22 protein-coding genes and 1 pseudogene are annotated in these 26,015 nt (G+C 68.5%); 13 read left to right on the forward strand and 10 right to left on the reverse strand.

Annotation, left to right across the window (positions count from 1 at the left end):
* The first annotated feature begins 22 nt into the window (after window positions 1–22).
* Window positions 23–2,851 (forward strand): protein kinase domain-containing protein, encoded by a 2,829-nt coding sequence (locus ABIE51_RS00345; RefSeq protein WP_192631812.1) that lies wholly within the window; start codon window positions 23–25, stop codon window positions 2,849–2,851.
* A 6-nt stretch (window positions 2,852–2,857) separates the two neighbouring features.
* Here ABIE51_RS00345 and ABIE51_RS00350 read toward each other — a convergent pair whose 3' ends face one another.
* The 4 genes from ABIE51_RS00350 to ABIE51_RS00365 all read right to left on the reverse strand — a co-directional run bounded on the left by ABIE51_RS00350 (window position 2,858) and on the right by ABIE51_RS00365 (window position 6,056).
* Window positions 2,858–3,478: a thymidine kinase gene (locus tag ABIE51_RS00350; protein WP_192631813.1), complete on the reverse strand. Its 621-nt coding sequence runs from the start codon at window positions 3,476–3,478 to the stop codon at window positions 2,858–2,860.
* A 73-nt stretch (window positions 3,479–3,551) separates the two neighbouring features.
* Window positions 3,552–4,430: a methylglyoxal synthase gene (locus ABIE51_RS00355; protein WP_157031413.1), complete on the reverse strand. Its 879-nt coding sequence runs from the start codon at window positions 4,428–4,430 to the stop codon at window positions 3,552–3,554.
* A gap of 66 nt (window positions 4,431–4,496) precedes the next feature.
* Complete coding sequence (locus ABIE51_RS00360; protein ID WP_192631814.1) at window positions 4,497–5,243, reverse strand: SEL1-like repeat protein; 747 nt, start codon at window positions 5,241–5,243, stop codon at window positions 4,497–4,499.
* Between the two features lie 33 nt (window positions 5,244–5,276).
* Window positions 5,277–6,056, reverse strand: a complete 780-nt coding sequence (locus ABIE51_RS00365) for an SEL1-like repeat protein (RefSeq protein ID WP_192631815.1) — start codon at window positions 6,054–6,056, stop codon at window positions 5,277–5,279.
* A 157-nt stretch (window positions 6,057–6,213) separates the two neighbouring features.
* On the opposite strand from ABIE51_RS00365, the gene ABIE51_RS00370 reads away from it, so the two are divergent.
* The 6 genes and pseudogenes from ABIE51_RS00370 (at window position 6,214) to ABIE51_RS00395 (ending at window position 11,676) form a co-directional block, all read left to right on the forward strand.
* Window positions 6,214–8,193, forward strand: a complete 1,980-nt coding sequence (locus tag ABIE51_RS00370) for a UvrD-helicase domain-containing protein (RefSeq protein WP_192631816.1) — start codon at window positions 6,214–6,216, stop codon at window positions 8,191–8,193.
* Window positions 8,194–8,271: 78 nt separating this feature from the next.
* A complete protein-coding gene (gene gloA2 / locus ABIE51_RS00375; RefSeq protein ID WP_192631817.1) occupies window positions 8,272–8,664 on the forward strand; it encodes an SMU1112c/YaeR family gloxylase I-like metalloprotein in 393 nt (130 codons plus the stop codon).
* Window positions 8,661–9,152: a GNAT family N-acetyltransferase gene (locus tag ABIE51_RS00380; RefSeq protein WP_354503047.1), complete on the forward strand. Its 492-nt coding sequence runs from the start codon at window positions 8,661–8,663 to the stop codon at window positions 9,150–9,152. The genes gloA2 and ABIE51_RS00380 overlap by 4 nt, the downstream gene beginning before the upstream one ends.
* A 101-nt stretch (window positions 9,153–9,253) precedes the next feature.
* Entirely contained in the window at window positions 9,254–9,889 is a 636-nt protein-coding gene (locus tag ABIE51_RS00385; RefSeq protein WP_192631818.1) for an outer membrane protein, read from the forward strand.
* Window positions 9,890–10,022: 133 nt separating this feature from the next.
* A pseudogene (locus tag ABIE51_RS00390) lies at window positions 10,023–10,944 on the forward strand (HAD family acid phosphatase).
* A 390-nt stretch (window positions 10,945–11,334) separates the two neighbouring features.
* Window positions 11,335–11,676, forward strand: a complete 342-nt coding sequence (locus ABIE51_RS00395; protein ID WP_192631820.1) for a hypothetical protein — start codon at window positions 11,335–11,337, stop codon at window positions 11,674–11,676.
* Between the two features lie 55 nt (window positions 11,677–11,731).
* On the opposite strand, the gene ABIE51_RS00400 is transcribed toward ABIE51_RS00395, so the two are convergent.
* The 4 genes from ABIE51_RS00400 to ABIE51_RS00415 all read right to left on the reverse strand — a co-directional run bounded on the left by ABIE51_RS00400 (window position 11,732) and on the right by ABIE51_RS00415 (window position 16,842).
* On the reverse strand, window positions 11,732–12,832 hold the full coding sequence (locus tag ABIE51_RS00400; RefSeq protein WP_192631821.1) for a fimbrial protein: 1,101 nt from the start codon (window positions 12,830–12,832) through the stop codon (window positions 11,732–11,734).
* A 16-nt stretch (window positions 12,833–12,848) separates the two neighbouring features.
* Window positions 12,849–15,533, reverse strand: a complete 2,685-nt coding sequence (locus ABIE51_RS00405) for a fimbria/pilus outer membrane usher protein (protein ID WP_192631822.1) — start codon at window positions 15,531–15,533, stop codon at window positions 12,849–12,851.
* The gene (locus tag ABIE51_RS00410) at window positions 15,530–16,252 is read right to left on the reverse strand and encodes a fimbrial biogenesis chaperone (RefSeq protein ID WP_192631823.1); all 723 of its coding nucleotides are present in this window, start codon (window positions 16,250–16,252) and stop codon (window positions 15,530–15,532) included. The genes ABIE51_RS00405 and ABIE51_RS00410 overlap by 4 nt, the downstream gene beginning before the upstream one ends.
* Window positions 16,253–16,329: 77 nt before the next feature.
* Complete coding sequence (locus ABIE51_RS00415; protein ID WP_192631824.1) at window positions 16,330–16,842, reverse strand: fimbrial protein; 513 nt, start codon at window positions 16,840–16,842, stop codon at window positions 16,330–16,332.
* A gap of 135 nt (window positions 16,843–16,977) precedes the next feature.
* On the opposite strand from ABIE51_RS00415, the gene ABIE51_RS00420 reads away from it, so the two are divergent.
* From ABIE51_RS00420 to ABIE51_RS00435, 4 genes are all read left to right on the forward strand, one after another.
* Window positions 16,978–17,205, forward strand: coding sequence for a hypothetical protein (locus ABIE51_RS00420; RefSeq protein ID WP_192631825.1), 228 nt, complete (start codon window positions 16,978–16,980; stop codon window positions 17,203–17,205).
* Window positions 17,202–18,185, forward strand: coding sequence for a hypothetical protein (locus ABIE51_RS00425; RefSeq protein WP_192631826.1), 984 nt, complete (start codon window positions 17,202–17,204; stop codon window positions 18,183–18,185). Before ABIE51_RS00420 ends, ABIE51_RS00425 begins: the two co-directional genes overlap by 4 nt.
* Window positions 18,186–18,208: 23 nt before the next feature.
* On the forward strand, window positions 18,209–21,010 hold the full coding sequence (gene plsB, locus ABIE51_RS00430; protein WP_192631827.1) for a glycerol-3-phosphate 1-O-acyltransferase PlsB: 2,802 nt from the start codon (window positions 18,209–18,211) through the stop codon (window positions 21,008–21,010).
* A gap of 94 nt (window positions 21,011–21,104) precedes the next feature.
* Window positions 21,105–21,305 carry a hypothetical protein gene (locus tag ABIE51_RS00435; RefSeq protein ID WP_192631828.1) on the forward strand — a complete coding sequence of 67 codons (201 nt, stop codon included), beginning with the start codon at window positions 21,105–21,107 and terminating at the stop codon, window positions 21,303–21,305.
* A 413-nt stretch (window positions 21,306–21,718) separates the two neighbouring features.
* Here ABIE51_RS00435 and ABIE51_RS00440 read toward each other — a convergent pair whose 3' ends face one another.
* On the reverse strand, window positions 21,719–22,615 hold the full coding sequence (locus ABIE51_RS00440; RefSeq protein WP_192631829.1) for a hypothetical protein: 897 nt from the start codon (window positions 22,613–22,615) through the stop codon (window positions 21,719–21,721).
* Window positions 22,616–22,771: 156 nt separating this feature from the next.
* Between ABIE51_RS00440 and ABIE51_RS00445 the strand changes: the two genes are divergently transcribed.
* Entirely contained in the window at window positions 22,772–24,049 is a 1,278-nt protein-coding gene (locus ABIE51_RS00445) for an acetyl-CoA C-acetyltransferase (RefSeq protein WP_115843283.1), read from the forward strand.
* Window positions 24,050–24,505: 456 nt separating this feature from the next.
* Window positions 24,506–25,063: a hypothetical protein gene (locus tag ABIE51_RS00450; RefSeq protein WP_192631830.1), complete on the forward strand. Its 558-nt coding sequence runs from the start codon at window positions 24,506–24,508 to the stop codon at window positions 25,061–25,063.
* Window positions 25,064–25,496: 433 nt separating this feature from the next.
* Here the strand turns inward: ABIE51_RS00450 and ABIE51_RS00455 are convergent, their stop codons facing one another.
* Entirely contained in the window at window positions 25,497–25,949 is a 453-nt protein-coding gene (locus ABIE51_RS00455; RefSeq protein WP_192631831.1) for a hypothetical protein, read from the reverse strand.
* Window positions 25,950–26,015: the final 66 nt, after the last annotated feature.

The following is a 26,015-nucleotide window of genomic DNA, read 5'->3' on the forward strand; positions in this document are numbered from 1 at the left end:
CCTGGCCCCCGGACCCTGAACGATGGATCCCGAGCGCTGGCAACGCATCTCCCCGCTGCTCGACGCGCTCTTCGAACTGGAGCCGCCGGCGCGCGAACTGCGCCTGGCGCAGTTGCGCGAGGAAGATCCGGCGCTCGCCGATGAGCTGCAGACGCTCATCACGCTGGACGAAAGCCACGAGGATTTCCTTTCCGAACCGCTGATCCCGCCGCTGTCCGCGCTGCGCGCCGGTGGCGAGGTCGGGCCGTATCGCCTGGAACGCCTGCTCGGCGAAGGCGGCATGGGCCAGGTGTGGCTGGCCGCGCGCGCCGACGGCCTGTACCAGCGCCGCGTCGCGCTGAAACTGCTGCGCCCGGGCCTGGCCGACAGCAATCTCCGCCTGCGCTTCTCGCGCGAGCGGCAGATCCTCGCGCGCTTGGCGCATCCGCACATCGCGCGCCTGCTCGATGCCGGCATCAGCAGCGACGGGCTGCCGTACCTCGCGCTGGAATACGTCGAAGGCGAGCCGATCACCGATTACTGCCGCAACCACCAGCTGCCGCTGGAACAGCGGCTGCGCATGTTCCACCAGATCTGCGATGCGGTGAGCCACGCGCACGCGAACCTGATCGTGCATCGCGACCTGAAGCCATCGAACATCCTGGTGACGCCCAGCGGCGACGTGCGCCTGCTCGATTTCGGCATCGCGAAACTGCTCGACTCCGACGCGCCGATGATCGAGCAGACGCGCACCGGCGTGCGCGCGTTCACGCTGCACTACGCGGCGCCCGAACAGGTCCGCGGCGAACCGGTCACGACGATGACCGACGTGTACGCACTCGGCGTGGTGCTGTTCGAACTGCTCACCGACACCAAGCCGTATCGGCTGAAGCGGCAGACCGATGCGGAATGGGAGGAAGCGATCCTCGCCGCCGATCCGCAGCGCCCTTCGCACACCGTGCTGCGTCGCGCCGAAGACGCGGGCGCAGACGTGCACGCGCTGCGCCGCCACGCGCGGATGCTGTCGGGCGATCTCGACAACATCGTGCTCAAGACGCTGTCGAAGCGGCCGGAACATCGCTATCCGTCGGTCGAGGCGCTGGCGCTGGATCTGAGTCGCTACGAAGCCGGGCGCCCGGTGCAGGCGCGTCCGCAGAACCTCGGGTACCGCTTCGGCAAATATCTGCGTCGCCATCGCTGGGCGCTGGCGACGGGCACGCTGGTCGCGGTCGTGCTGACCGCGGCGCTCGCGATCGTCGCGTGGCAGGCGCGGCAGGCCGTCGCGGAAGCCGGACGCGCCCAGGCGATGCAGGACTTCATGGTCGGCGTGTTCGAAAGCGCACGCGGCACGCCGGAGGGGCAGGCGCTCGACCTGCGCGGGCTGCTCGACGATTCGCTCGATCGCGGCAATCGCGAACTCGCGCTGCAACCCCGCGCGCGCGCCGAACTGCTCGGCGTGATCGCGCGCCTGCGCATCGGCCTGGGCGATTACCGCGAAGCGCTGGTGCTGCTCAACCGGCAGGCGGGCGTGCTGGAAACCGCCGCCGATGCGCCGGTGAGCCTGCAGCTGGAATCGCTGACGCAGCGCGGCCAGGCGCTGCGGCTGCTCGGCGAGCCGCGCCAGTGCATCGGCCTGATGCAGCCCGCGCTGCCGACCGCGCGCCGCGAACAGGCGCAGCTGCCGCCGCAGGTCAGCGAGTTCTACTCGCAGCTCGGACGTTGCCGCCGCGACAACGGCGAGCGGCAAGGTGCGCGCCAGCTGTTCGAACGCTCGCTCACCTTGCGACGCGACGATCGCGACGACGTCGGCACGGTCGAGAACCTGATTGATCTCGCGAACCTGCAGGCCGATGCCGGGCAGTCCGGCGCCGCGCTGCAGGGCTACCAGCAGGCGCGCACGCAGCTGCAGCAGAAGGTCGGCGCGCGGCACGCGCTGATGGTCGAGATCGGCTCGCACATGGCCTCGCTCCAGCAGGGCCTCGAACAGATCGATGCCGCCGAGCGATCCGCTGCGAATGCCTTCGCGCTCGGGCTGGAGGTGTACGGCGCGCAGCACCCGGCCACGCTGTCGCTGCGTCGCCAGCTCGCGGGGCTGCATATCGAACAGGGCCGTTACGCGATAGCCGATCGCGAGCTGCGCGAGGCCATCGCGTTGCAGCAGCGGCGCGTGCACGCAGGCGGTGATCCGGCGGAAACGAAGCGCGGCGCGAGCGAACTCGGACGCCTGCAGCGGCAGCTCGGCCTCGTCGCATGGGAACGCGGCGACAACGCGACGGCGCTGGCGTCGATGCAGCATGCGGTCGCGCTGGCGCGTCGCGAGGAAGACAACGCGCGGCTCGCCGACGCGCTGTTCGACCAGGCGCGGCTGCTGCACGCGATCGGCCGCGACCGCGCCGCGCTCAAGTCGCTGACCGAAGCGCGCGATTTGCGCATCGCGCGTTTCGGGCCGCGACATGCGTTGATCGGCGACAGCGACCGGCTGCTGGGCGTGATCGAACTCTCGCTCGGCCAGCACGACCAGGGCATGGCGCATCTCGCGCAGGCCGTCACGCTGACGCGTAGCGGTTACGGCAGCACGCATCCGAACACGCGCGAAGCCGAACTCTCGCTCGCGCACGCGCAGGCGCTGGAAGGCGACGACGGCGCGCTGACGCGTCTGGATGCGCTGGCAGGCCTGTCGCACGGCGATCTGGATCTGCGCCGCACCGCGTGGCGCGCGCAGGCCTATGCGGCGCAGCTGCGTTGCCATGGGCCGGACCGCGATACCGCCATGGCGCGGCTGGATACGCTGCAGGAACAGCTGCGCGAGGCGCAGCCCGACGGCGGCGCGATCCCGCGCGAGGTCGCGGCGATCGTCCGCGGCTGCGGTTGATTCGAGCTACAACGGCAGCGGCGGTTGCACCGGCTCGATCGTGCCCTCGCCGCTCATGACCTTCTTGTACTCGGCGCGCGACACCGACACGTAGCGATCGTTGCCGCCGATCTCGACCTGCGGGCCTTCGCGCACCGCGCGGCCCTGCGCGTCGACGCGCACGACCATCGTCGCCTTCTTGCCGGTGTGGCAGATGGTCTTGATCTCGGTGAGCTCGTCCGCCCACGCGAGCAGGTACTGGCTGCCTTCGAACAACTCGCCGCGGAAATCCGTGCGCAGGCCGTAACACAGCACCGGAATGCGCAGCGCATCGACGACTTCGCTGAGCTGCCACACCTGCGACTTCGTCAGGAACTGCGCTTCATCGACCAACACGCAGTTCAGCGGGCCGTGTTCGGCGATGTCGCGCCGCACGATGGCGTCCAGGTCGTCGGTGCGTTCGAACGCGATGCCTTCCGAGCGCAGGCCGATGCGCGAGGCGACCACGCCGGTGCCGGCGCGATCGTCCAGGCGCGGCGTCAGGATCGCCACGCGCATGCCGCGCTCGCGGTAGTTGTGCGCCGACTGCAGCAGCGTCGTGGTCTTGCCGGCGTTCATCGCCGAATAATAGAAATAGAGCTTCGCCATGCGTGCAGTGTACGGCGCGCACGGCACGCACTACAGGCTTGAAATCAAGGCCGGAATGCGTCTCCGGCGCTGGTCAGCCGCGACGCTCCGCCCGCAGGCGCACCGCGGCCGCCCAGCGGGTCGCCACGGCCGGCGAGGTGATGCACACGGCGTCGAAGGTGACGGTGGTGACGGCGCGTTCGAGCAGCTGGATGTCGGCCTCGTGCTGCCGCGCGACGTGCGGATCCTCGAAGAAGATCGCGCGCTGGCACTGGCGCTCCAGCACGAGGTCGGCGATCTGCGCGTCGCCGCCCATCGGGCCGCTTTCGAACCGCTGGACCCAGGCCTGCCCCTGCGGCCAGCCGCGGCTCCATGCGAGCTCGTTCAGGCGTTGCCCCGTGGTGCCCGTGGCGACGCGGCGCTGGAATCGCGACAGCACGTCGAAGTGCTCGGCGGCGTAGGCCATCATCTGCGGCTTCATCGCGTCGTGCGCGATCAGCGCCAGCGTCTGCGTTTCGAATGCGTGCAGCGGGTCGGCCTTCGGATCGGGCGCGAAACCGGCGTGCATGCGCTCCACCTCGATCCAGTCGCGTGCCGACGCCACGGTCGAGATGAACGGCTTGCCGTGGATCACGCACTGGCGCTTGAGCGCGATCGCTTCGGGAAACACCGACGACGGATCGACCGGATCGATGAGGTAGATCGCGCCGTCGAGCGTGCGTTCGGGGCTCCCGAGGCCGACGACTTCGGCCACCAGCTTCATCAAGCCGCCGTCGCGTCCGTACGGATAGCGGCGAAGCCCGGTGTAGCCGGGCAGCAACCCCGCCGAGGCGATCGCGTCGAATGTGCGCCCGACGGTGTGCAGTTCCAGCCCGAGTTCGCGGATGCCCGGCTCGCAAGCCTGCAGCCAGCGGAACAGTGCGGCGTCTTCGCGAAGGTGGTGCAGGCGGTTGGCGGCCAGGCCCAGGCGCATGGCGGATCCGTTCGAGGGGCGAGCGCCGAGTCTAACCGCGGCCGCGCGCGCCTTCAGGGGGACGGATCAGTCGTCGGCGCGGTCGCGTGCGTGCGCCTTGCGGGCCGGGCCAACTTCGACCGAGCCGTCCTTCCAGATCGCGTCCTCGACGGCCCAGTAGCGCTCGGGGTCGAGTCGCCACGGCGCGTACATCGCGCGCAGGTCGAACCCGCCCTGCGTGTCCTCGATGGTGTTCGCACCGGGCGCCGGCGCGTGCACGTACAGGCGGCCGTCGGTGTAGCCGACGCGGCTTCCGGTGATCTGCGTGTTCTGGCGCGTGATCTCCGCGGCAAGCCGCGGCTTGGCGACCTGGTCGCCGAATCGCGCGTAGAGCGCCGCGCCTTCGTGCAGCGCGCGCTCGCGCTGGGCTTCATCAAGCTCGAGCCACATCTTCTCGCGCAGCACGACGAAGCTCGAATACATGCGCTCGGCCGCGAGGTCGGCCCACGCGTAGGCGAGCGCGGGATCGCGCTCCACGCCCACGCCATGCCAGTACATCAGGCTGATGCGGTGCTGCGAGTACTTGTCGGCGTAGCGAGCGGCGGTGGTGAACAGACGCAGGGCATCGTCCCAGCGGCCCTGCGCCGCGGCCTCGCTCGCAAACAGGCGGTTGCGTTCGTTCGGGAAATTCGCCGCCAGGCGCGTGCGTTCGTCGAGGTCCGAGGCGTTCATGCGATCGCTGGGCGCGACGACGGCGTCCAGTGCCTCCGGCGAGGGCGTCGTCGGCCCGGCGGCCAGCGCGGTGGCGAAGAGGATCGAGGCAACCAGTTCCATGGCGTTCTCCGCGATGATGATGGGGGTCGTGCGTCAGCGTTCGCGCGGAGCGATCGGCCCGCGGCCGCCGCGTCGTACCGTTTCGAGCTCACCCACTTCGACCGTGCCGTCGAGCAGGCGATCCTGTTCCTGCCAGTATCCGTCCAGGCGGCGCAGGCCGCCTTCCCTGCCGTACAGCTCGTCCGGCGAACCCGCGACCGAGACCGCGTAGGCCGCGGCGTTGCTGCCGACCTCGGTGAGGAACACGCCGTTCACCGGACCGCCGCCGGTTTCGATGCGCTGGTTCCGATAACCCACGCGGCTGCCGGTCATGTCGCGCGCGAAGCGGCGCATCTCGGCTTCGGCGCGCGGCTTGGCGATGTCGTCGCCGTATCGTGCGTAGTACGCCTCGCCTTCGCGCGGAACACGCGCCTGTTCCTGCGAGCTCAGCTGCGCCCACATCTTCTCCCGTATCGCGAGCAGGCGCGCGTTGCCGCGCTCCGCGGCCAGGTCGCTCCAGATGTAGGCCTGCACGCGATCGACCGGCGTGCCGACCCCGTGCCAGTGGATCAGGCTGAGATAGTGCTGCGAATACTTGTCGGCATAGCCGGAGGCCAGTTCGAACCGGGCGATCGCCTCGTCGAAGTGGCGCTGCTGGTACGCCTTCAGACCCTGCACGCGGAACTCCTCGTTCGGGCGTCCGCGCAGCGATGGCAGCATCGCGTCCAGCTCCATGAAGCTGGCGCCGGTGAGCGGCGGCGCCTCGTCGGCGCGCGCGTCGGTCGCGAACACAAGCGCGAGCAGCGCCGGGATCAGGAAACGTGCGGTTGGCATGGCGATCCTTCCTTTCGTCGGGACTTCCACTCGGATACGGAACATCGGCACGGTGGCCACCGGATCATCCCACGGCGTGTTCAGCCTCGCGCCGCGCCCATCCGAAAGGCGCTTCCGGCACAATACGCGGCCGCCCCAGCGGCAGCAAACGCGCCCCATGCACGGTCTCAATCCTCCTCAACGCGCCGCCGTCCTGCACACCGACGGCCCCCTGCTCGTGCTCGCCGGCGCGGGCAGCGGCAAGACGCGCGTGATCGTCGAGAAGATCGCGCACCTGATCGCCTCGCGCGCGATGCCGGCCAAGCGCATCGCGGCCATCACCTTCACCAACAAGTCGGCGAAGGAAATGAAGGAGCGCGTCGCCAAGCGCATCAAGGGCGACGCCGCCGAAGGCCTGACGGTCTGCACGTTCCATGCGCTGGGCCTGAAGTTCCTGCAGATCGACCACGCCAAGGCCGGCCTGCGCCGCGGCTTTTCCGTCTTCGACAGCGACGACAGCACTGCGCAGATCAAGGACCTGATGCCGCCGGGCAGCAAGCCCGACGCGATCGACGACATGCGCAACCTGATCTCGCGCGCGAAGAACGCGGGGTTGTCGCCGGAGGAAGCGCTGGCCGTCTCGAAGAGCCCGCGCGAAATGGAAGCGGCGCTGATGTACCAGCGCTACCAGGCGCGGCTTTCGACGTTCAACGCCGTGGATTTCGACGACCTGATCCGCCTGCCGGTGCAGATGCTGGAAGGCGACGAAACGCTGCGGCTGGCATGGCGCGAACGCATCGGCTACCTGCTCGTCGACGAATGCCAGGACACCAACGACGCGCAGTACCGCCTGCTGAAGGCGCTGGCCGGCGAGAAGGGCCTGTTCACCTGCGTGGGCGACGACGACCAGTCGATCTACGCCTGGCGCGGCGCCAATCCGGACAATCTGCTGCAGCTGGGCAAGGATTATCCATCGCTGCAGATCATCAAGCTGGAGCAGAACTACCGCTGCTCCAACCGCGTGCTGCGCGCGGCCAACGCGCTGATCGCGCACAACCCGCACGAGCATCCCAAGACGCTGTGGAGCGACCAGCCCGACGGCGAGCGTATCCGCGTGTGGGAATGCCGCGACAGCGCGCACGAAGCGGAGAAGGTTGCCGCCGAGATCCACTTCCTCGCCGCCGCCAAGCAGGCGCCGTGGAGCGATTTCTGCATCCTGTTCCGCGGCAACTTCCAGAGCCGCGTGCTGGAGAAATCGCTGCAGTTGCTGCGCGTGCCGTACCACCTGAGCGGCGGCACGGCGTTCCTCGAACGCGGCGAAGTGAAGGACGCGCTTTCGTGGCTGCGCCTGATCGCCAATCCGGACGACGACGCCGCGTTCCTGCGCGCCGTGCAGTCGCCCAAGCGTGAAGTCGGCGCGACGACGCTGGCCAGGCTCGCCGAACTCGCGCAGCAGGCGCACATGCCGATGTCGCGCGCGGCCGAGCAGATCGGCGTGCTCAAGCAGTTGCAGCCGCGTGCGGCCAACGCGCTCGATGGTTTCGTCAGCATCGTGCGCCACCTGCGCGGCGAGGCTTTCAAGATCTCGCCGGCGGAACTGGTGCGCATGCTCGCCGAAAAGAGCGGCCTGCTCGCGTCGATCCGCGCGCAGTGCAAGGACGAGGCGAGTTTCCAGCGACGCAAGGAAAACCTCGAAGAGCTGTCGGAATGGTTCGACGGCGGCAAGGGCTCCGGCCCGGGCGAACTCGCCGCGCAACTCGCGCTGCTGTCGCACGCCGACAAGGGCGAAGCCGGCAACCAGGTGCGCATGATGTCGCTGCACGCCGCCAAAGGCCTGGAGTTCCGCTACGTCTTCATCGTCGGCATGGAAGACGGCACGCTGCCGCACGAAATGGCGCTGGAGGAAGGCTCGCTGGAAGAAGAACGCCGCCTGCTCTACGTGGGCATCACGCGCGCGAAGGAACAGCTGTGGCTGTCGCATTCGCGCGAGGCGTCCAAGTGGGGCGACAAGCTGCGCCTGAAGCCCAGCCGTTTCTTCGACGAACTGCCGGCGGCGGAGATCCAGCGCGACGGCGCCGATCCGGTCGCCGACGCGGCACGCAAGCAGGAACGCGCGGCGGCGGGATTCGCGGCGATCAAGGCATTGCTGGGCGAGTAACTCCGCGAGTCGCGCGGATCGCTTTCGATCCTCGCGCGGCGCAGAATGCGTTCCAGCTTTCGTGGAATGACGAACCACATGCATCTCCACCGCATCCACCACGTCGCCATCATCGCCTCCGATTACGCGCGTTCGAAGGATTTCTACACGCGCGTGCTCGGCCTGCGCGTCGTCGCCGAGGCGTACCGCGAAGCGCGCGACTCGTGGAAGCTCGACCTCGCGCTGCCGGATGGCACGCAGATCGAACTGTTTTCGTTTCCGTCGCCGCCGCCGCGCCCGTCGCGACCGGAAGCGCGCGGTCTGCGTCATCTCGCGTTCGAAGTGACCGACGTGGCCGCCAGCGCGGCGGAACTGGAATCGCTTGGCGTCGAAGTGGAGCCGCTGCGCGTGGACGAATACACCGGTCGGCGCTTCACCTTCTTCGCCGATCCCGACGGATTGCCGATCGAACTCTACGAGGCCGCCGCGTGAGCTTCTCCATTCGTCCCGCCAGCGCGGCCGATCACGCACGCATCCTCGCGCTGAACCTCGAATCGGAAGAGATGCTCAGTCCGATGGACGCCTCGCGCCTGCGCGGACTCGATGCGATGGCCGCGTACCACCGCGTCGCGTGCGAGGACGACGAGGTCGTCGCGTTCCTGCTGGCGTTCCGCGAAGGCGTCGCCTACGACAGTCCCAACTACGTGTGGTTCGCGCAGCGTTATCCGCGCTTTTTGTACGTCGATCGCGTCGTCGTCGCCGGCACGCACCAGGGACGCAAGCTCGGGCCGCTGCTGTATCGCGACCTGTTCGACTTTGCGCGCGCGTCGGACGTCGACACCGTGACCTGCGAGTTCTACACCGTGCCGCCGAACGAGGCGTCGCGGCGTTTCCACGCGGCCTTCGGTTTCAGCGAAGTCGGCTCGCAATGGGTTGCCGACGGTCGCAAGCAGGTATCGCTGCAAGTAGCCACAACCTGAGCAGACGCTGGGCGCGCGGGCGCGCGCACGGCTAGAATTCGCGCGCCCGGAGCGGGCCGGGGCGCGGGGAGCGCCCTGTCAATCACAGGAGCAGGGTTTAGATGATCAAGCATGGATACGCGGCGCTGCTGGCGCTCGCGTGCGGCGCGCTGTCGCCGATGGCGCACGCGCAGGGGCAGTTCTTCCTGGCCGGCAACTTCGGCGAAGCGACGTACGAGGATATCGACACCGGCGAGGACAGCGCCGACACGCAGGCCTTCAGCCTGGGCTACCGCTGGCAGGCAGGCCCCTACGTCCAGGTGGGCATCGAGGCCGGCACGGGCCGCGTCGATGCGGTCGGCAACGTGGAGGAGTACTCCGATTCCTTCATCCGGAGCCGTTCCGAAAGCAGCCTGGAGACGCGCTACAACCACATCGGCGCGAACGCGCGCTTCGCCTTCGGCAACAGCCGCTGGTTCGCGATCGCGCGCGCCGGCTACGCCGATTTCCGCGCCGATCTCGACGAGCGCTACGAGGAACAGGTGCTGACGTTCCCGCGCGAGACCTACACCAGCTCGACGCAGCTGGACACCGATGGCGCGTACTTCGGTGCGGGCGTCGGCGTGGATCTCACGCGCTACCTCAGCGTCAACGTGATGGTGAACGGCTACGCGTACTCCGACTTCGACGATGCGGACTACGACGAGGACATCGGCACGGCCTCGACCACGACGCTGGGTGTCGAACTGCGCTTCTGAAGCATCCTTTCGAAGCACCATGACAGGGTCGGCCTTGCCGGCCCTGTCGCATTGCCGCTGCCATGCGGCTGAAACCGGACATGCCGACGACGTCGGCTAAACTCGCGGGCCCAATCGTCAACGGCCCCACGCCATGTCGCACCGCGTACTCACCCTGACCGTCCTGGCCTGCGCGCTCGCGCTGGGCGCATGCAAGCGGAGCGACACGCTGGCACCGGCCGCCGACGCACCCGCGCCCGCGCCCGCAGCGTCCTCCGCTGCGACCGCGAAGCCGACCGCGCCGGCCGACGACAACCTCAACGCCGTGCTCTGGGTGCAGACCAGCGCCGAATACCAGGCCGCGACCACGACCGTCTACCGCGCCGCGGCGGACAGGCTCGATGTCGCATTGAACGAAAAGAACTGGGACGCGCTGGTCACCGGCGAGCGCGGCAACCCGTCCACCGGCCTGCCGGCGGCAGTGGTCATGGACGTGGACGAGACCGTGCTCGACAACTCGCCCTACCAGGCCCGCCTGGTCAGTCAGGGCAAGGAGTACGACGAGGTCACCTGGGACGCCTGGGTCGCCGAGAAGAAAGCCAAGGCGGTGCCGGGCGTGGTCGAGTTCGCCAAGGCCGCGAGCGCGAAGGGCGTGACGATCCTCTACCTCTCCAACCGCGCGGTGCACCTGAAGGACGCGACGATCGCCAACCTCAAGGCCGTCGGCATGCCGGTGAAGGACGACAGTGTGTTCCTCGGCCTGGGCACCGTCGTGGAAGGCTGCGAGCAGAACGGCAGCGAGAAGGATTGCCGTCGCCGCCTCGCCGGGCAGCAGTACCGCGTGCTGAATGCAGTTCGGCGACCAGCTCGGCGACTTCGTGCAGGTCACGGCGAACACGCGCGACGGCCGCTCGCAGCTGCTGGACGAATACGGCGACTGGTTCGGCGAGCGCTGGTTCATGCTCCCCAACCCGACCTACGGCAGTTGGGAGCCGGCGCTGTTCAACAACGACTGGGCCCAGCCGCGCGAAGCGCGCCGCGAGGCCAAGCGCGCGGCGTTGAACCTCGCGCCCTGATTTCGTTATTTGAAATCAATGGGTTGCAACCTGTTTCTTGAGAGGTTGCATTAGGTTTGGAGGGCAGGTAGTCTGCCCTCCGTCCGGCGCGAGCCGGAGCCATGCCACAACTCGAAGTCCTCCGGCCCCGGCCGGATTTGAAGGAGGCCCCCGGCCTCCTTTTTCTTCGCCCGCGCGCCCACGCCGGCGACGGACGGTCGGTCTTTCCTTCGCCAGAACACACCGCCGTGATCCCGGATGCGCTTCGCTGTCCGGGCGGCACGATGCCGCTTGAACTGTGACGTCGGTTGCAATTCTCGGACGCCGACCGGGCAAAGCCCTTCAGGAAGCTTCAGCCCGGCCGATGGAGCGAACAGGCGAACTACGCGCATAGAGGCGCAAGGAAAGGCCATGAAGCGAGTCAGAGTCACGGTGGGCGCCGTGCTCTGCGCAATGGTGGTAGTACTGGTAACGGCAGGCGCGAATGCGCACGCGGCCGGCGGCCGCATGACGTTCACGGGCAGCGTGGTCAATCCCACGTGCATGCCTGCCGCAATCCAAACCCCTGCACAGACCGTGCCGCATCACCTTCGAACCCAATGTGCGGGTTCGTCGAACACCACCACCTACACATTGCAGGTGGAACCCGCCGCGGCGCATGCGCGCTCGCAACTGGTGAGCTACTACGCGGGCTACGTCCGCGACGCCGGCAACCAGAACGCGGTATGGGTGGCGACGCAGACCTACGATTGAACAGGAAGGTTTACGACCCGGATGCGCGCGGCTTTAGCCGCCGCACCCGCGCGGTTCACTGGTAGGTCATGGTGAAGGTCAGCGTGCCGCGCACGGTGCCGGAGGTGATCGCACTGCTGCTGGTGCGGTAGTACTGCGTATGGAACGGCACCGCCCACGCACCGCTGGGCGTGGTGCCCAGCGACTGCGCGGCATTGAACGGCACCGCCGCCGACGCCGTGCCGTCGAGCAGCTGGATGCCGATGTTGGCCGCCATGCCGGTGCCCGTCGTCGGCGCGATGATGCCGCTGGCGTTGTTGAAGGCGTTGGTCGTGGCGAAGGTGATGCTCGCCGTGGTGCCCGCCTGGCAGGACAGGTTGATGTTGAAGCGCGTGCGGCCGGCGGTCGCGCCCTGCGTCTTCAGTGCGGACGTCGAGACCGTCGGCATCGTCACCGTCATGTTCTGGGAACCGGTATCGACGTTGCATCCCACCGAGGAGACCCGCGCGCCGCCATTGAGCGTCAGCGCCGTGCCCATCGGACCGCTGCTGGCCGTGGTGCCGTACTCGTACCACCAGAACTGCATCAGCTGCAGGCCCTGCACGGTGCCCGGCGTGACGGTGCCGGTCTTCACGAACTGCGCGGTGAAGGTCTCGGTTATGGTCGCGGTGCAGCGGCGGTTGTTGCCGTTGCCCGTGCACGTCCGGTCGAGCGCGCCGATTTCGAAGCCGGCCGTCGAGTTGGGGCCGCAGCGCAGACACGCGCTGGCCGACGCCTGGTCGGGACTGGCGGTGATCTTGAGCGCGATGCCGGCGATGCTGGTGTCGAACAGGATGCCGTTGGCGCCGGTGTCGGCCGCATCGCGCGCGGCGAGGTTGCCCGCCTGCACGTACAGGTTGTTGCCCGACGAATCGGTGGGCACGTTGGTGCAGTTGAACGTCATCGTCAGCTGCACCGGCGTGCCCAGCGTGGTCCCGTTGGCCGCGTTGACCGGCACGCTCACGCTGCCCATCGTCAGGCTGCCGGACGAACTGGTCGAACAGTTCGACGTGGCGGCGAACGCGTTCGACGGCAGCGCCGCATACAGGAAGCCCAGCATCAGCAGCGCCCAGCACACGCGGAACAGGCGCATCAGCGTGGTGGTCTGGGCAACGTTCGCGGTCGGGTCGGTCGTCATCGGGAGGCCTAGTCGATCACAGGCTGGCGGCGGCGAAGGTGACGGTCGGCGTGCAGCGCGCGTCGGCCATCGGCAGGGCGGTGGGAGCGGCGCCGGGCTTGGGCTCCGGCGTCTGGTAGGTGAAGGTGCACTGCATCGGCTTGTCCTCTTCCTGCCAGCTGAGCGAGACGGTGCCTTCCTTCATGGCGCCGCGCAGCAGCAGGCGGCCGCCCTGGCCGACGGTGCCCAGCGCATGGCCCTGCACGTCGGTGACTTCGGCGCCGAACGGCACCGGGCGGCCATCGCCCATGCGCACGCGCAGCAGCAGCGCGCGGCCGTATTCGGTTTCGAAGGTCAGCATCGACACGCCACCGGCGCGCGGCGCGACGCGGGCACTGGTCGACTGCAGCTGCACGTCCAGCGGCAGGCCCTTGGGGTCCAGCTCGATGGAGTTGTACTGGTACGGCGTCAGGTACGGCACCAGCGCCTGGCCGAAGCGGTTGACGCGCACGCCCGGTGCGTTGACCACGCGCGCGCCCTTGGCGTTCGGCGCGGAGATGATCGCGATGGTGTCGCCGATCGGCTGGCCGGCGATGACGCCGTGCGGATGGGCGACCAGCGTGCCCATCAGGCCGACCGAACCCTGCGAATAGCCATCGCCTTCGCCGTAGCTGCCCGACAGCACGCCGGCGCTGCCGCGCCACGCACCATTGACGCTGCCGTAGGAACCGACCTCGTCGCTGTGCGCAGCGGTGGCGCCGTAGCTGAAGCGGCCGTCTTCGCCGGCGGTGCCGTTGACGCTCAGCTGCGTCTGCTGCTGGCCGTCGTCCTGGCGCACCACGCCGGCGGTCAGGGTCGGCGCGCGCGGCGAGCTGCCCAGCGGCACGCTGAAATTGACGAAGAACTGGTTGTCGTAACGGCCATCGAAATTGCGCAGGCGGGTAGCCGACACGCTGTAGTTGAAGGCGCGGAAGTGGTTGTTGTAGCCAAGCTGGAACTGCGTGTCGGTGCCTTCGCGCGTCCAGTAGTCGCGCGCCGACGCGGTGGCGTACAGCTGGCCGCCGCGTTCGCCCAGCTGCTGGCTGACGTTGATGTCGAAGCGGTTGCGCTGGCGCTCCAGGGCGCTGGTGTAGGCGTCCAGGCGTGCGTCGCGGCCCTGCAGGGCTTCGCGCTGTTCGGGCGTGAGCACGCCGGGCAGCGTGTCGTCCATGCCGGTGTCGACCGGGCGACCGAGCGCGAAATCGCGCGCCGCCAGCGCCTCGCGAAGGCTGTAGTAGCCGCTGGTCGAATAGCGGTACGACGCCAGGCTGAAGGACGTGCCGGAGTTCGGGAGGATCTTGCTGTACGTCGCGCGCAGGCTCTGGCCGGTCTCGGCTTCCTGCGTCGGCATCTTGGTACGTGCGGCGGTGAGGTCGAGCGCGATCGCGCCCAGGCTCGTGTTGAGCGCGACGCCGCCCAAGCCGGCGACGTAGCCGTCGGTGGTGAGCGCGCCGGCATAGCCGGTCACGCGGTTGGTCAGGCCGCGCTGCAGCGTCGCCTGCACCATCATCGGCTCGTCTTCCGAGGCGTCGTCGCGCACGGCGCCGGCGGCGATGGAGAAGCGCGACGTGCCCGGGCGCAGCAGCTGCGGCACGGACGCATACGGAACCTGGAACTCGCGCACGCGGCCGTCGGCCTCGGTCACGGTGACGGTGAGGTCGCCGCCGTAGCCGGTGGCGTAGAGATCGTCGATGACGAACGGACCCGGCGACACGGTGGTTTCGAGCAGCAGCATGCCGTTCTGGCGGATGCTGACGCGCGCGTTGGTCTCGGCCACGCCGCGCACGGTCGGCGCGTAACCACGCTGCGATTCGGGCAGCATGCGGTCGTCGGTGGACAACTGCACGCCGCGCACGCCGACGCTGTCGAACATCTCGCCGCTGGTGTAGCTGTCGCCCAGCGTGAGCTGCGCCTGCCACTGGGCGATGTCGCGCCGGGCGTAGGTGGAGATCGACTGGTACTGATGGGTCGACGGCGCGCCGTCGACCGACGACTGCCAGTTGTAGTTGCCGTCGTGGCGCAGGCGCCAGGCACCGAGGTTCAGGCCGGCGTTGAGGCCGACGAAACCAGACGTCTGCTCCAGCCCGCCGCTGCGCGTTCGGTACAGGTTGGCGTTGTAGTTGAGCAGGCCGGCGGTGACGCCGTCGTCCCACTGGTCGGGGCTGACGTAACCGCGCGCGCGGTAGCCGAGCCAGGCCTGCGGCACGGTCACGTCCAGGCGCAGCTCGCTCTGGTCGTAGGTGGCGGTGGCACCGGGAATCAGCTCCGGCAGCGCGACGCAACCCGAGTCCAGGCGCGCACGCGCGGCCTCGTCGAGCTTTTCCATCGGCAGGCCGAGCGCGCCGAACAGTTCCGGCGTCATGCACGGCAGGGCGTTGGCGTTCGGTTCGGGCGATTCGAAACGCACGTCGGCGAAGCCGGTGAATTCGTCGGCAAGGAACAGCGTGAGGCGATACATGCCCGGCATCACGACGTTGCCGCGCTCGAAGCGGGTCAGGTCGGTCTGCTGGCTGCCGCCGACGAGCAGCGACATGTCGAACTGCGCATCGGCCGGGGCGGTCGGCGCCGGCGCGGCGTGCGCGGCGGTGGCCGCCAGCAGCGCGCAGGCGATCGCCGCGCCGAGCAGGGCCCGGCCCGGCACGCGCGAGGGTACCGGCACGAATTGGCCGGTGCGCAACGTCACGGAGCGGTCGCCCCCACGAACGGCGCCGGGGTGCCGAAATCGTTGATGGCGTTGAAGCGGACCGGCGTGCCGGCAGGCGCGGACAGGCCGGCCGCAGCCAGGCGCAGTTCGGACTTCGGCGCGACCATGCCGCCTTCGACGGCCACGGCCTTGCCGCCCACCTGGACGACGATGTCGGTGAGCGTGATGTGGAACGGCGTCGGGTTGTTCACGACCAGCGCGTTGCCGACGGCGTGGAACACCAGTTCGGCCGGCGCCTTGATCGGATCGCCCTGCAGCCCTTCCGGACGGAAGAACAGCTTGAGGCGCGAACGCAGCGCCAGCTGGAGGTAGTTGGCGTCCGGGCCGCGCTCGACCGGCTTGGGCGGCACTTCGAGCACGTTGAGCCAGAACAGCGATTCGCGGTCCGCCGGGAGCGGCTCGCGGGTATAGAGGATGCGCAGGTTCTGATCGCGCTTGGGCTCCATGCGGAACATGGGCGGGGTGATCAGGAACGGCGTGTCGACATTGTCCGGGGTGGACTTCGCATCACCGTTGTCGATCCAGGCCTGCACGAGGGCCGGCGTGTCGTTCTCGTTGGTGAGGCGCAGGGTGACCTCGCCGTCCTTCGCGGGCAGGATCACGCGGGTGCCACCGATCAGCACGTTGGCCTGGGCGGCCGGAGCGAGGGTGCACGCGGCGAGCAGCGCCACGGCGGCGGCGCGGAGGAAGGCGGTCATGGGAGGGTCCTGGAAAGGGTCGGTCCGGGGGAACCGAGGCGGGCGCGGCCCGAAAGCCGCGCCCGGGGTACGGCTGCTTACTGGTAGGTCATCGTGTAGATGACGCTGGTGGCGACCGTACCGGCGGTGGCCTGGCCGGTGGCGTAGTAGCCGGCGTAGAAGTTCATCGGGCCGGCGGTGCCGATCGTGACCTGCTTGGCGTTGTTGCTGAACAGGTTGATGGCGCTCAGGTCGGAGTTGTACAGCTGGACCTGGACGTTGGTCGCGTTGCCCGCGCCGGTGGCGTTGCGCAGGTTGCCGGTGGCCGGATCGATGTTCGCGCCCGGCTCGAAGTAGGCCGTGGCCTTGGTGCTGGCGGCGCAGCCGCTCAGGTTCAGGGCGAACGCCTTCTGGCCGGCGACGGCGCCGTTGGCGGTCAGCGAGGTCGTGGAGACCGACGGCAGGGTCACGGTGACGTTGCCGTTGTTGGCGATGGTGCAGGTGGTGCCGGTCACGGCGCCGTTGATGGTGATCGTGCCGTCGACGGCGAAGGCCGGAGCGACCGAGACGAGGCCGGCAGCAGCGACGGCAACGAGGAGGATCTTCTTCATGAGTACTAAGCCCTTGGAGTGAATAAGGTCCGGCGCGTGGCAGGACGCTTGCGCCGGCGAAAATGCCGGGTCAGGGCTTGGAAAGCAGAAACTGTGCCAAGAGTCTCAAAACGGGTTTCGACCCGTTAGGAATGCGTGAAGCAGCTGATTTCGCCAATCCTGAACGAGATTTCGATCACATTTTCCGAAGCTGAAGACGTATTTGGACGGTTCGCGTCACTTTTTGACCCAAAGAATGTGACGCCATGCCGGTATTTCGACGCGCGCATCCACATTTCCAATCCGGGACGGCCTTGGCTTGCCGGCTTCCAGTCACGCCGCCAAGATGCCGCGAGCGACTTGGGGGAAGCCGCATCCGCATGAGACCGATCACCCGCGCCACCGCCGCGCTGACGCTGCTGGCCGCCCTCGTGGCGGCCGGGTGCCAGCGCGCGCCCGCGCCGGTGGTCGAGCCGACCCCGACCGAACCCACGCAGGCGGTCGAACAGCTGATCCGCGACCTTCGCCGCAACGACCTGGTGAGCTACTCGCGCCACGCCGTCCCGCCGGAGCTGCACGCCCGGCTCGACACCGCCTGGAACGAAGGCCGCACGCGCTGGCCGCTGACCGACCTCCCGCTCGACGACCGCCTGCCCGCCTTCATCGACGCCCTGTCCGCACCCGGTGCGGAGAAGCAGCTGCTGACCGTCTACCGGCGTCAATTTTCCGGCGCGAACGCCGAGCTCCGCTCCGCTGCGGCCACGCTGGGACTGTTCGCGACGCAGTACCTGCGCGCGGAAGGCGATTACAGCGACGACGAACGCGCGCACTACGTGCAACTGGTGAGCGCGATCAGCCGCTGGGCGCAGAAGGCACCGCTGGGCGACGTGCAACTCGCGCGCCAGACGATTCCCTCGCTGGTCGCCGGCGCTCGCCAGACGGGCCTCGCCGGCGGGCCGGACCGCTTCCGCCAGCTGGGCATGCGCCACAGCCTGGAGCGCATGGGTCCGTTCTTCGAGCGGATGAAGCGCGTGGTGAAGGTGTACGGGCTGGATGTCGATGCCGACCTCGCCACCGCGCGCGCGCGCCTGATCGCACGCGAGGGCGAGCGCGCCCGGATCCGCCTGCAGTACACGCTGGCCGGCAAGGCGATCGAGGCCGAGCTCGCGGTCGAACGTCGCGACGGCCACTGGTACCTGACCGACGCCCTGCGCCACGCCGAGGCCGAAGCCGCCCGCTCGGCCAACGGCGCGGCTCCCAAGCCAGCGACCGATCAGAATGCGCCCGTCGCCGCCGTCGACGGCGCCGCGCGAACCGCTCCGCCGGCCGCCACCCACGCCCCGCCTGCCGCCACCGCGCCCTGAACGCGCAAGGCCGCAAGGGCATAATGCCCGCGATGCCGAACCAGACGCCCCTGCCTTTCCCGGACGCCGACAAGGACGCGACGACCGCCGCTTCGCCCGCCCGAGAGGATGCGGCGACGACTCCCGCTGTCCCGTCGCCCGACGCTGAAGCGCCCCGCGAGCCCGAAGCCGCGGAGCCGTCCGGATCCGGCGCCGACCCGGCGCAGACCGAACTCCCCATCGACGCCGCCGGCCACGTTCGCGATGACGACCGCGGTCGTCGCCCGGGCGGCCCGCGTCGTCCGTCCGTGCGTCGCCCGTGGTGGGCGAAGCTGCTCGGCCGGATCATGGCGCCGTGGGTGCAGGTCACCGTCGAACCGCGCAATCCGGCGGCCGACATCCCCGAGGAATGGAGCGGCCGACCGGTCTGCTACGTGCTCGAGGACTACGGCCTGTCCAACGCGCTGATCCTCGAACGCGCCTGCCGCGAGGCCGGCCTGCCCTCGCCACTGCAGCCGCTGCCGGGCGACCCGCTCAAGCGCAAGCGCGCCTACCTCGCGCTGTCCCGCCGCAACGTCAACACGCTGACCCAGCTGCAGCAGTCGCTGGGTACCGCGCCGCCGTCGCGCAAGACGCATTCGGGCTCGCTCGCGCACCTGCTCGACGCGCACCGCGCCGATCCGTCGATGGACGTGCAACTGGTGCCGGTGTCGATCTTCGTCGGCCGCGCGCCGGACAAGAACAGCGGCTGGTTCTCGGTGCTGTTCTCGGAAAACTGGACGCTGGTCGGCCGCTTCCGCCGGTTGCTGGCGATCGCGCTGAACGGTCGCGACACGCTGGTGCGCTTCGCCCCGCCGGTGAGCCTGCGTGCGATCGTCGACGAAGGCCTGCCGCCCGAGCGCACGGTTCGAAAGCTCTCGCGCGTGCTGCGCGCGCATTTCCGCCGCATCCGAGCGGCGGTGATCGGCCCGGATCTTTCCACGCGCCGCCTGCTCGTCGACCAGGTGCTGGCTTCGCCCACGGTGAAGGACGCCATCGCCGACCAGGCCGCGCGCGACAAGAGTTCGCTCGCCGATGCGTGGAAGAAGGCGCACGGCTTCGCGTACGAGATCGCGGCCGACTATTCGCATCCGGTCGTGCGTTCGGCGAGCTTCCTGCTGACGCCGGTGTGGAACCGCATCTACCGCGGCGTGCTCGTCCACCACCTGGACAAGCTGAAGGACGACGCGCCCGGTTTCGAAGTGGTCTACGTGCCCTGCCACCGCAGCCACATGGACTACCTGCTGCTGAGCTACCTGCTGTACACGCGCGGCATCGTGCCGCCGCACATCGTGGCCGGCATCAACCTCAACCTGCCGGTCGTCGGCACGCTGCTGCGCAAGGGCGGTGCGTTCTTCATCCGTCGCAGCATCCGCGGCAGCGCGCTGTATTCGGCGGTGCTGAGCGAGTACGTCGCGCAGCTGGTCGCCGGCGGCTATTCGATCGAGTACTTCGTCGAGGGTGGCCGTTCACGCACGGGTCGCCTGCTGCCGCCGAAGGGCGGCATGGTCGCGATGACGGTGCGCGCCTTCGTGCGCCAGCCCACGCGTCCGGTACTGTTCCAGCCGATCTACATCGGCTACGAGAAGCTGATGGAAGGCAACAGCTACCTCGACGAGCTGTCCGGCAAGCCGAAGGAAAAGGAATCCATCTGGCAGCTGCTGATGGGCATCCCGAAGGTGCTGCGCAGCAATTACGGCCAGGTGGTGGTGAACTTCGGCGAACCGATCCGCCTGGGCGACGTGCTGGCCGAGCACGCGCCCGACTGGGACGGCGCGCCGGTCAGCGACGAGGAAAAGCCGGCGTGGCTGTCCGACACCGTGGACGCGCTCGCGCAGCGCATCCAGGTGAACGTCAACCGCGCCGCCGACGTCAATCCGATCAACCTGCTCGCACTCGCCCTGCTGTCCACGCCCAAGCACGCGATGGGCGAAGCCGACCTGCGCGCGCAGATCCAGCTGAGCAAGACGCTGCTGGCCGAGCTGCCCTATTCCGACCGCGTCACGGTGACGCCGCACCCGGTCGAGGAAATCATCGCGCACGGCGAGGAAATCAACGTCCTCACCCGCACCAAGCATCCCCTCGGCGACGTGCTGGGCGTGAGCGGCGACAACGCGGTGCTGCTGAGCTATTTCCGCAACAACGTGCTGCATCTGTTCACGGCGGCGTCGTGGATCGCCTGCTGTTTCCAGAACAACCGCCGCATGAGCATCAACGGCGTGCAGCGCCTGGGCCGCAGCGTGTATCCGTTCCTGCAGGCCGAGCTGTTCCTGCCGTGGACGGAGGAGCAGTTCGCCGAGCGCCTCAACCGCACCATCGACGTCTTCATCCGCGAAGGTTTGCTGGAAAAGATCAGCGACGACGAAGGCGGCATCCTCGCGCGCAATTCCGGCCAGAGCGACGAGGTGTTCCGACTGCGCGCGATCGGCCATTCGCTGCAGCAGGCCTTCGAGCGCTACTACATCGCCATTTCGGTGCTGGTGAAGAACGGCCCGGGCACGCTGACGGCGGCCGAACTGGAAAGCCTCTGCCAGTTGGCCGCGCAGCGCCTGTCGCTGCTCTACGCGCCGGCCGCGCCGGAGTTCTTCGACAAGACGCTGTTCCGCGGCTTCATCCAGAAGCTGCGCGAGATGCGCCTGGTGTGGCCGGACGAGAACAGCAAGCTCGCCTTCGACAGCCGCCTGGACACGTGGGCGAAGGACGCCAAGTTCATCCTCGGCCGCGAACTGCGCCACACGATCGAAAAGATCAGCCCGGAAAGCGCGAAGCCGGCGGCTGCGGCTGAGGTGGGGGGCGGGGCGGCGTAAGCGGAGCCGCGGTGGCTTACGTTGCTGTTGGTGTTGCTGTTGAACCGCCTTCTACGTTGCTAGCTCCGAAGGGCGCCGCACAGGATGTGCGGCGGTGAGCGCTGAGCCATGGATGGCGAATCGCGAACGCGCCTACTCGCTTGCCGGTCGTGGGATTGATTTGGGCAAATGGAAGGCCCTTTCTTTTGGTTACTTTTCTTTGGGCAAGCAAAGAAAAGTGATCCGAGCGCCGCAGGCGATCGGAAGCTTGGATCGTGATTCTTCTTTGCTCTTCGACGCTGCGGGTAAAGCGTGAAAAGTCCATGGATTCCCGCCTTCGCGGGAATGACGAGCAAGAGCATGGGCAAGGGTGACGGCAGCGGCAGCGGCAAGGTCAGGATGAATTCCAGCTTTCGCTGGAATGACGGTGAGGTGGGTCGCCGACACGAGATGCCCGGAGGTTACGGGCCTGGATCCCGGCTTTCGCCGGGATGACGGAGAGGTTGTTCACCCGCCGTGGAGTGCCCGGACGCTGCGGGCCTGGGTCCCGGCTTTCGCCGGGATGACGTTGGGGGGACTCCAGCTGTCGCTGACGGTGATGTGGTTCACCGCCATCGGAGTGCCCAGACGCTGCGGGCCTAGGTCCCGGCTTTCGCCGGGATGCCGGTTGGAAGGGTTCCAACGTCAGCGGGAACGACGGTTCCGAAGAACCACCACCGCGCGACAACCTCACGCCAGCGCCGCGCGCCCCTCATCCGGGCAATGCACGAAATTCACTGGAATCCCGTGCGCGCCCAGCACCGCGGCGATCTGCCGCTGGCGTGCCTGGAAATGGCGATGCTGTGCCTCGAGCTTGGCGCGGCATTCGGGCGTGTCGCAGGGTGCTTCGGTGGCGTAGCGCGTCTTCCACGCGCGCGGCTCGAACATCGCGATGCGTGCCTCGCCGCTGGTGTAGTGCACCAGCGGTTCCGGCGGCGCGTCGAGCCAGTGCTCGCCTTCCGGCTGCAGCAGCGCGGTTTCCAGCAGCGGCCACAGTTCGGCAAGGCCCGCATGGTCGTACTGCATCGCCATCATCGCGGCCAGGTCGTGCACCGTGAGGTAGCGCGCGTGTTCGACCTGCACGCCGAAGGCCTGCTGCGCCGCCAGCGCGGTCGCCGCGCCGGCCATGCCGCGTTCCAGCAGTTCGCGCTCGAAGGCCTCGCCCACGCGCGCCGCCACGGCTTCGCTGCCGCCGAGCACGAACGGGACCAGGCGGAACGGACCGCCCAGGTGATCGGTCGACGGCGTCAATGCGCCAGGCAGGTGCGCGTCGTGCGCGCCGAACGCGATGACCCGCCCCGCATCCGGCGCGACGCCGGCGCGCGGGGCGCGGGCGGCCAGCTGGTCGAGTTCGCGATGCAGCGGCCAGCCCGGACGCAGCAGCTCGACCGGGTCGTAATGCGCACCGACGGTGATCAGGTCCAGCGACGCCGCTTCGGGCACGAAGCCGGCCAGGTCGTCCGCGATCAGCTCCGCCAGCGCGCCCACTTCGGCCTGCGCCAGCGCCTGCCGGTGGACCGGCGCATCGCCGCGCAGTTCCAGGGCGAGCGCCCCGAGCACGTGGAGGGTGGCGGGCGGCGTGGGCATGGCGATCTGCGCTGGAGTCATGGCTTCCGGTATCGAGGATACGGTGGCGTGTGGTCGCCCGCGGGAGCCGGCGGTACACTTCAGGGCCATTATGCCCGCCCGGGTGTAAAGGCCCCGGCGACTTCCCCCTTTCCGAGTTTTTCGCGAGGTGTAGCGATGCGTCCTGCCCGTCCCGTTGCCGTGCTCGGCGGCGTCCGTATCCCGTTCTGCCGCCAGAACACCGCCTATTCGGACGTCGGCAACCTCGGCATGTCCGTGCGCACGCTCGGCGCGCTGGTCGAGAAGTTCGGCCTGCACGGCCAGCAGCTGGGCGAAGTCGCGATGGGAGCGGTGATCAAGCACTCCAGCGACTGGAACCTCGGCCGCGAAGCCGCGCTGTCCTCGGGCCTGTCGCCGCTGACGCCGGGCATCACCCTGCAGCGCGCGTGCGGCACCTCGCTGGATTCGATCATCACCATCGGCAACAAGATCGCCGCCGGCCAGATCGATGTGGGCGTGGGCGGCGGTTCGGACACGACGTCCGACGTGCCGATCGTCTACGGCCGCAAGCTGCGCCACCGCCTGCTCGAGGCCTCGCGCGCCAAGACGCCGCGCGACAAGCTGGCCGCGTTCAAGGGTTTCCACCTGCGCGAACTCAAGCCCGAGTTTCCGGGCGTGGCCGAGCCGCGCACCGGCAAGTCGATGGGCGAGCACTGCGAGGACATGGCCAAGCAGTGGAACATCTCGCGCGATTCGCAGGACGAATGGGCGCTGTCCTCGCACCTCAAGCTCGCCGCCGCCTACGAGCGCGGCTTCTTCAACGACCTGGTCGTGAGCTTCCGCGGCGTGGCGCGCGACAACATCCTGCGCGCCGACAGCACGCTGGAGAAGCTGGCCTCGCTGAAGCCGGCCTTCGACAAGACCTCCGGCCGCGGCACGCTGACGGCGGGCAATTCCACGCCGCTGACCGACGGCGCGGCGGCCTGCCTGCTGTCTTCGGACGAATGGGCGCGTTCGCACGGCCTGGAACCGCTGTGCTACCTGCGCGACGCGCAGGTCGCGGCGGTGGATTTCGTGCACGGCGAAGGCCTGCTGATGGCGCCGACCGTCGCGGTTCCGGAGATGCTCAAGCGCAACGGCCTGACCCTGCAGGACTTCGATTTCTACGAAATCCACGAGGCCTTCGCCGCGCAGGTGCTGTGCACGCTGCGCGCGTGGGAGAGCGAGGACTACTGCAAGGCCCGCCTCGGCCTGGACGCGCCGATGGGTCGCATCGACGTGGCGAAGATCAACCCGAACGGCTCCTCGCTGGCGGCGGGTCACCCGTTCGCGGCGACTGGCGCGCGCATCGTCGCCACGGCCGCGAAGGAGCTGAAGCAGCGCGGCGGCGGCCGCTGCCTGGTGTCGATCTGCACCGCCGGCGGCATGGGGGTGGTGGCGATCCTGGAGCGCTGAGCGTCCTTGCTGGCCGCCCGGCCGTGTCGCGGTCCGGGTGCGCCAGTGTCATGACGTGGCGCGCCAGTCTTTCCGTCTCGCGCGCCAGTGCGCGGGACTGGCGTCCCAGTCTTTTCGCCTCGCGCGCCAGGTTCGAAGACTCGCACGCGAGTGTTTTTTACTGGCGTGCCAGCCTTTCTGGCTGAAGCGCCAGCCGTTTTACCTCGCGCCCCACTCATTTCGACTCGCGCGCCAGTGATCTGGCCTGATGCGCCAGTGTCTGCGACTCGCGCGCCAGTCTTTCTGGCTGGCGCCGTCGTTCCGACCCCCTCGAACTGGAACGGAGTTTGCACAATCTGTCCTTTCGGGCCTAGGATCGACACGCGGGCCAGGCGGTGTGGGGACACCGTCGGCGATGCGGTCCGCGAACGCTCCCAGCGGGCGTGTGCGCTGGCACTGCGGTTCGAGGGGAAATCGATGGGGACGTTGAATCCGTACCAGCCGCCTGTGTCGCGGCTGAGCGAAGCGCTGTCCGCGGAACTCGGTGGCGACTGCTGGCGCGACGGCAAGGACCTGGTCGTCCGGCCGGGTTGCACGCTGCCCGGCCGCTGCATCAAGTGCAATGAACCGGCGGAACTGCCGCTGCGACATGCGCGCTTCTACTGGCATCACCCGGCGCTGTACCTGGTGGTGTTTGCCGGCCTGCTGCTTTATCTCGTCATCGCGCTGTTCGTGCGTCGCCGCACGCCGGTGACGCTGGGCCTGTGCGCGCGCCATCTGCGGCGCCGTCGCGCCAATCTCGCGGTGGCGTCGGTGGGCGTGACGCTGGGTCTGGGCGTCATCGCGATGGGCGTGCAGCGCGACGTGTTGCCGGTGACCTTCGCGGGCATCGCGTTGATGCTGGCGAGCCTGATGTTCGGCATCGTCGGCTCCCGCCTGCTGGTGGTGACGCGCATCGGCGAGAACTACACACGCTTTCGCGGCGCGGGAGCGGACTTCCTGGCGACGCTGCCGGCGTTTTATCGGACGCGGTGAGGCTCCCGCCAGCCTGCCCTCACCCCAACCCCTCTCCCGCAGGCGGGAGAGGGGCTGAAGCGCACGCGTCGTTATTCCGGCGAAAGCTGGAACCACTTTTCTTCTGCGTGTGACGGGCCGAGCAACAGCGCAGCGCTGTCTGGCAAAGGTCGTTTGCCGTTGACGCTTCGTTGCCCCTCACCCTAACCCCTCTCCCGATGGGAGAGGGGCTAAAGCGAGCGCTGTGCGGCGAAGGTCGTTCGCCGTTGACGCTTCGTTCCCCTCACCCCAACCCCTCTCAGCTCTGCACTCCCTTCGGTCGCCGATGGGAGAGGGGCTAAAGCGAGCGCTGTGCGGCAAAGGTCGTTTGCCGTTGACGCTTCGTTGCCCAACCCCTCTCAGCTCTGCACTCCCTTCGCTCGCCCATTGGAGAGGGGCTAAAGCGCACGCGGCGTCATTCCGGCGAAAGCTGGAAACCATTTGCCGTTGCTACTGCCGTTGCTGTTGCTGTTGCTGTTGAACAGCCTTCTACGTTGCTAGCCCCGAAGGGCGCCGCACAGGATGTGCGGCGGTGAGCGCTGAGCCATGGATGGCGAATCGCGAACGCGCCTACTCGCTTGCCGGTCGTGGGATTGATTTGGGCAAATGGAAGGCCCTTTCTTTTGGTTACTTTTCTTTGGGCAAGCAAAGAAAAGTGACCCGAGCGCCGCAGGCGATCGGAAGCCTGGCTGGTGATTCTTCTTTGCTCTTCGAACGTAACCAGGGAAAGCATGAAACGTCCCTGGATTCCCGCCTTCGCGGGAATGACGAGCAACAGCAACAGCGACGGCAACGGCAACCGGCAACCGGCAACCGCAAGATCAAGATGGATTCCAGCTTTCGCTGGAATGACGGTGAGGTGGGTCATCGACCCGAGAGTGCCCGCACGTTACGAGCCTGGGTCCCGGCTTTCGTCGGGATGACGATGGGAGCG

Source organism: Lysobacter sp. OAE881 (assembly GCF_040546665.1).
In the GTDB taxonomy this organism is placed as follows: domain Bacteria; phylum Pseudomonadota; class Gammaproteobacteria; order Xanthomonadales; family Xanthomonadaceae; genus Lysobacter_J; species Lysobacter_J soli.

Bases quoted from the DNA above. Each gene is read 5' to 3' on its own strand.
- ABIE51_RS00385 (WP_192631818.1), top strand. From the start codon at position 9,254: ATGATCAAGCATGGATACGCGGCGCTGCTGGCGCTCGCGTGCGGCGCG.
- ABIE51_RS00370 (WP_192631816.1), top strand. From the start codon at position 6,214: ATGCACGGTCTCAATCCTCCTCAACGCGCCGCCGTCCTGCACACCGAC.
- ABIE51_RS00455 (WP_192631831.1), bottom strand. From the start codon at position 25,949: ATGACCCACCTCACCGTCATTCCAGCGAAAGCTGGAATCCATCTTGAT.
- plsB (WP_192631827.1), top strand. From the start codon at position 18,209: ATGCCCGCGATGCCGAACCAGACGCCCCTGCCTTTCCCGGACGCCGAC.
- ABIE51_RS00450 (WP_192631830.1), top strand. From the start codon at position 24,506: ATGGGGACGTTGAATCCGTACCAGCCGCCTGTGTCGCGGCTGAGCGAA.
- ABIE51_RS00345 (WP_192631812.1), top strand. From the start codon at position 23: ATGGATCCCGAGCGCTGGCAACGCATCTCCCCGCTGCTCGACGCGCTC.
- ABIE51_RS00355 (WP_157031413.1), bottom strand. From the start codon at position 4,430: ATGCGCCTGGGCCTGGCCGCCAACCGCCTGCACCACCTTCGCGAAGAC.
- ABIE51_RS00445 (WP_115843283.1), top strand. From the start codon at position 22,772: ATGCGTCCTGCCCGTCCCGTTGCCGTGCTCGGCGGCGTCCGTATCCCG.
- ABIE51_RS00395 (WP_192631820.1), top strand. From the start codon at position 11,335: ATGAAGCGAGTCAGAGTCACGGTGGGCGCCGTGCTCTGCGCAATGGTG.
- ABIE51_RS00410 (WP_192631823.1), bottom strand. From the start codon at position 16,252: ATGACCGCCTTCCTCCGCGCCGCCGCCGTGGCGCTGCTCGCCGCGTGC.
- ABIE51_RS00440 (WP_192631829.1), bottom strand. From the start codon at position 22,615: ATGCCCACGCCGCCCGCCACCCTCCACGTGCTCGGGGCGCTCGCCCTG.
- gloA2 (WP_192631817.1), top strand. From the start codon at position 8,272: ATGCATCTCCACCGCATCCACCACGTCGCCATCATCGCCTCCGATTAC.
- ABIE51_RS00350 (WP_192631813.1), bottom strand. From the start codon at position 3,478: ATGGCGAAGCTCTATTTCTATTATTCGGCGATGAACGCCGGCAAGACC.
- ABIE51_RS00425 (WP_192631826.1), top strand. From the start codon at position 17,202: ATGAGACCGATCACCCGCGCCACCGCCGCGCTGACGCTGCTGGCCGCC.
- ABIE51_RS00360 (WP_192631814.1), bottom strand. From the start codon at position 5,243: ATGGAACTGGTTGCCTCGATCCTCTTCGCCACCGCGCTGGCCGCCGGG.
- ABIE51_RS00365 (WP_192631815.1), bottom strand. From the start codon at position 6,056: ATGCCAACCGCACGTTTCCTGATCCCGGCGCTGCTCGCGCTTGTGTTC.
- ABIE51_RS00400 (WP_192631821.1), bottom strand. From the start codon at position 12,832: ATGACGACCGACCCGACCGCGAACGTTGCCCAGACCACCACGCTGATG.
- ABIE51_RS00415 (WP_192631824.1), bottom strand. From the start codon at position 16,842: ATGAAGAAGATCCTCCTCGTTGCCGTCGCTGCTGCCGGCCTCGTCTCG.